This window comes from Autumnicola patrickiae, assembly GCF_031846525.1.
Taxonomy (GTDB): Bacteria; Bacteroidota; Bacteroidia; order Flavobacteriales; family Flavobacteriaceae; genus Autumnicola; species Autumnicola patrickiae.
In genome coordinates this window covers 1-897 of the sequence record NZ_JAVRHM010000068.1, presented here as the reverse complement: position 1 = coordinate 897, position 897 = coordinate 1, and the positions used below count along the sequence as shown (strand labels likewise).

The 897-nt window shown below is 36.6% G+C and carries 1 protein-coding gene; it reads right to left on the bottom strand.

The window, feature by feature from the left end; translation table 11 throughout:
* Positions 1-506: 506 nt before the first annotated feature.
* A partial coding sequence (locus RM549_RS19370; RefSeq protein ID WP_432264726.1) for an FTR1 family protein occupies positions 507-897 on the bottom strand: 391 nt, incomplete at its 5' end.

The following is an 897-nucleotide window of genomic DNA, read 5'->3' as shown; positions in this document are numbered from 1 at the left end:
TCAGTAAGTTATCCTAATCGGTGTAGGGAAAAGATAGGAGGACCAATTAATTTCTTTAACCTTACTAGTTGAAAGTGTAAAAACAAATTTCGAAACATAAGAAACCTTTTTTAAAGATTTAGCTATCATTAAATTGTACTCCACCTTGAGTCAAGGACTACAGTTTTTCGAACTGCTCCAGTAATTACAGGGACATCAGCCAACTAGTTAATTTGATAAAAAATTTAGATTATTTTTACTATCTATAGACTTTCTTACGTACTGCATTTATATACCACAAGCCCAGGATAAGTATCAACAAAATGCTCTGCCCCAAAATAGATTCCACGGTAGGATAAATCCCCAACTACTCTATTCTCATTTGATACGGAATCATAGTAGCAGAGAGTAAACCCGATTCTTGAATAGTGTATACCTTTTCCTATAAGTATGATAGCAAGCAGGGTGATCATCCAGGACGAATACCGGAACAGCTGTCTTACGGGTATTTGTTGATTTTTTCCATTTTATTCTTCTGTAACGAATTCTCGTGAGGATTGCAGATTACCTTTTTGATTTCGATTCCGCCAATGGAAAAATATTATAATGACAAGTACAAGGAGCTGCGCCAGGATGGACTGTAAATTCGGGTAAATCCCCAATAGTTCTATACGGGGAGCAAAATCTATGGGTGAAATTGGGATGTAACCTACTTCCTGAAAGGCCATAATTCCTTTGCCTGTCAAAACAATTGCCAAGGCTGCTACCATATAGGAAGCCAATTTGAAGAATTTTCCTATAGGTAGTTCTTTAGTAAATTTCACAAACACGATTGTTATAATGGCTATTATAATAACGGAAGTCAATAAGGCCCAGTTAATAGCAGAATTTGCGACATCGGGATTGCTCAGTTTCAGC